The organism is Acinetobacter sp. YH12255 (assembly GCF_013417355.1).
Classification (GTDB): Bacteria; Pseudomonadota; Gammaproteobacteria; order Pseudomonadales; family Moraxellaceae; genus Acinetobacter; species Acinetobacter pseudolwoffii.
This window is the reverse complement of record NZ_VPEC01000093.1, coordinates 1-4,053: the sequence shown is the minus strand read 5'-3', so window position 1 is coordinate 4,053 and position 4,053 is coordinate 1. Positions and strand designations below refer to the sequence as shown.

The 4,053-nt window shown below is 41.0% G+C and carries 2 protein-coding genes and 1 pseudogene; all 3 read left to right on the top strand.

All coding sequences use genetic code 11. The features are described 5' to 3' along the window. Positions 1-123: 123 nt before the first annotated feature. Positions 124-486: pseudogene (locus FTV30_RS15675) on the top strand (esterase-like activity of phytase family protein); the annotation flags it as partial. A gap of 288 nt (positions 487-774) precedes the next feature. After that, positions 775-2,139 carry an MFS transporter gene (locus FTV30_RS15670; RefSeq protein ID WP_171255752.1) on the top strand — a complete coding sequence of 455 codons (1,365 nt, stop codon included), beginning with the start codon at positions 775-777 and terminating at the stop codon, positions 2,137-2,139. Positions 2,140-2,475: 336 nt separating this feature from the next. Continuing rightward, on the top strand, positions 2,476-3,825 hold the full coding sequence (locus tag FTV30_RS15665) for an aromatic acid/H+ symport family MFS transporter (RefSeq protein ID WP_180001901.1): 1,350 nt from the start codon (positions 2,476-2,478) through the stop codon (positions 3,823-3,825). Positions 3,826-4,053: the final 228 nt, after the last annotated feature.

Sequence of the window (4,053 nt, the reverse complement as noted above, 5' to 3'; positions counted from 1 at the left end):
TAAATCCTATAGAACAGATGTGGGCATGGGTTAAACGTAAGCGTAAAGAATGGTTGATCGACTCAGTCGATGAATTATTTCGAGTTTTTTTCGAATCCTGTATGGATAATAAAGTAGTTTGACTATAGTGCCAAAGAAGGTGTGATTATTGAACGTGATGACAGTGAAAATAATCTGGGCGGCTATAAAAAATTAATCAAGGTCAGATTGAATCAGTCCGGTGAGTCTGTCGCACGTGAAGAACTGGTTAATTTAATGGATCTGGCCAATCCAGATTTACTTTATGGTCCGGTACGTCCGGGAGATCTTGCCACCGGTCAGCGCTTTGGTTTTCCATTTCAGACCATTGAAGACATTATTATTGAAGGGCCTGATTTAATTACCGTCTTGAATGACAATAACTTTCCCGGTTCAAGTGGTCGTAATCGAAATCTGGCAGATGATAATGAAATTATTCAAATCCGATTAGCTCAAGCATTATATTAATTTCAGTTTTTTCTCAATTTTAAAACGTTCCCTGAGTCTGAGAACTCAGGGATTTTTATATCGAAGAAGTAGCTTGAATTGTTAAGAAATCATTAAAAACTGGACGCATGGGTTTAGAATTTTGAGCAAAGCTTAAGACTTTAGTCGCATATTGCCTGAAAATTAGCTGTGTTGAACTAAGTTGTTGCACGAACATGGCGATAAGAATCATTAAAAATAATAAATAAGAGTTAGTGGCATGTGTCGTGCTGAAGACAACGAATAATAACTCACAGGAGGTGAGTAAAAATGGTAGAAAACACGAAAATGGCAGCAAATACGGTTAGTGTGAATGATGTGATTGATCAGGCAAAATTCAATAAATTTCACTTAAGCATTGTATTGTGGTGTTTGTTTATTGTTCTATTTGACGGGTATGATTTAGCAATTAACGGTGTCGTTCTGCCTCTACTGATGCAGGAGTGGGGCATGAGTGCTGTTGAAGCAGGCATGCTTGCCAGTACAGCACTAGCCGGCATGATGTTTGGTGCCATGCTGTTTGGGATGCTTGCAGACAAAATCGGTCGTAAAAAAGTGATTTTAATTTGTGTCACTTTATTTAGTGCTTTTACATTTTTGGGTGGATTTACCACCACTCCAACAGAGTTTGGTATTTTACGTTTTATTGCCGGCTTGGGCATAGGCGGGGTATTACCTAACCTGGTTGCGTTAACCTCTGAATATGCGCCTAAACGTTTAAAAAGTACACTTGTAACCACCATGTTTAGTGGTTATGCCGTAGGTGGGATTATGGCTGCATTATGTGGTACATGGTTTACTCCAAGTTTTGGTTGGGAAATTATGTTCTTCATTGCAGGTATTCCCTTACTTTTTGTTCCATTGTTTTGGAAGTTCTTACCTGAGTCTCTAACTTTCTTGGTTAAAGAACAAAAAATGAATGAGGCACGTCATTTTATAAAACGAGTTGAGCCAACTGCAGACGTACGAGCAGACACTGAACTGGTTCTAGCCACAGGCGATCAGACACAAAGTGCATCAGTAAAAGCGTTATTTACAGAAAATCGTGCAATGGGAACATTCTTATTCTGGATTGCTTTCTTTATGTGCTTGCTCATGCTTTATGCACTTGGAAGTTGGCTGCCAAAACTCATGATGGCTGCGGGATATTCTTTAGGCAGCAGTTTAATGTTCTTATTAGCACTGAATATTGGTGCCGTGATCGGAACCATTAGCGGTGGTATTCTGGCAGACCGTTTTGACTTTAAACCTGTTCTTATTAGTATGTTAACTGTGGGTGTACTGTCTCTGGTTGGTTTAGGCTTTAACTCTCCAACACCTGTTATTTATTTACTTGTCAGTTTGGCAGGTGCTTCATCTATTGGTACCAGTATCTTGTTATATAGCTATGTTGCTCAATACTATCCTGTTGCAGTACGTTCTACCGGTATTGGTTGGGCGTCTGCTGTGGGGCGTACAGGTGCAATTGTGGGTCCAATTGTGATTGGTATGCTGCTGGGTATGGAATTACCACATAAATGGAATTTCATCGCGGTTGCCATGCCGGGTATTATTGGCATCATCGCTATTTCAATGATTCGTCAACCACAACCCGGTCGCGTTCAGGTGAAACAATTAAAAGCAGCCAAAATTTAAACGATCCTCATAGATTCATTCAGCTAAAAAAGCCCCTTTGTCTGAAGGGGTTTTTTATATTTTTAGTATGAAATAAAACCACTCAAAAAAAGTGATTGAGCTAAAAAATCTACAAATTCTGCTTAAATTAAAGTCATTATTATTAATGGCTTAAAATTTAACTTTAATAATAATGTGACATATCACGCAAATAAATGGCATTACATTTGTCATAGCAGAATATCAATTAGTCTTATTGTGCCTTAAATCCCGCTTGCGTATATTGCCTGACATTGAAGATTGCCTTCAATCTTCAACAAAGATGTTATGGACAAGTACTCATGGGAGATGAGAATGATGACAACGGAAAAAATAGATGTAAATTCTGTAGTCGATAATGCGAAATTCACGCCTTTCCACTTCAATGTAGTTGCTTGGTGTTTACTCATTATCTTATTTGATGGCTACGATTTAGCAATCAATGGTGTGGTTTTACCCTTACTGATGCAAGACTGGGGCTTAAGTGCAGTGCAAGCGGGCATGCTTGCAAGTACCGCACTGGCTGGCATGATGTTTGGTGCGATGATCTTCGGTTCCCTCGCGGACAAGATCGGTCGTAAGAAAGTGATCATGATCTGTATTGTATTATTCAGTGGTTTAACTTTTGCGGGTGGCTTTGCCTCAAATCCAACCGAATTCGGTATTTTACGTTTTCTTGCCGGTCTGGGTATTGGTGGGGTCATGCCGAATCTGGTGGCATTGACTTCGGAATATGCGCCACAAAAAATGCGCAGTACCTTGGTAACCACCATGTTTAGTGGTTATGCCGTCGGTGGTGTAATGGCTGCGTTATTGGGTTCATGGTTTACCCCAAGTTTTGGTTGGGAAATCATGTTCTTTATCGCGGGTATTCCATTATTTTTATTACCAGTGATCTGGAAATTCCTGCCTGAATCGCTGGCATTTATTGTGAAGCAAAACAAGCAGGCTGAAGCACGTCAAATCGTACGTCGTCTGGCACCAAATCTAACGGTTACCGAGAATACAACGCTTACCCTGCCACAGGAAAATGTGCCTGAAGCAGCGAACGTGGTGAGCTTGTTCCGTCGTGGCCGTGCGGTCAATACCTTATTGTTCTGGGTCGCGTTCTTCACTTGTCTGTTAACCATGTATGCTTTAAGTAGCTGGTTACCGAAGTTGATGATGGCAGCGGGCTACTCGATGGACAACAGTCTGATGTTCATGATGGTGATGAACGTGGGTGCGGTCGTGGGTATTGTGGGTGGTGGTATTCTGGCGGATCGTTTCCACTTGAAACCGGTACTGATGTTCCTGGGTATTATGGGTGCGATTGTGATGAGCCTGATGGGCTTCCAGTCGAATTCGTTCCTGCTTTACATTTTGGTGTTCTTGGCGGGTGCAGCGTCGATTGGTTCGCAAATGTTGCTATATAGCTATGTTGCGCAGTTCTACCCACTTGCGGTACGTTCGACAGGTATTGGCTGGTCTTCTGCGATTGGTCGTATGGGCGCGATTGTAGGGCCAATCCTGATCGGTGGCTTACTGGGTATGAACCTGCCAGCTTACTTCAACTTTATGGCAGTCGGTTTACCGGTGCTGATTACTACAATTGCGGTTGCCTTGATCATGCATGACAATGAGTCTGAAAAGATTGGTTCAATTGAACCCGCAGTGTCTAAAGCTTAAAGCTAAGGATCAAATAAGAAGCCTCCGAAAGGGGGCTTTTTGTTATATAGATTTAGATAAAGTTTTTTGGGTGTTCTTTAAATCAAGTTAATAACTTATATAGAGGTGGATCAGGAAATTTGAACAACACTTATAAGTGATATTTTGCTCCCCAAATGATGTTATAAACATCAATATATGGAGTATTTTATGACACGTAGACCAAGAAGAAATCATTCAAATGACTTT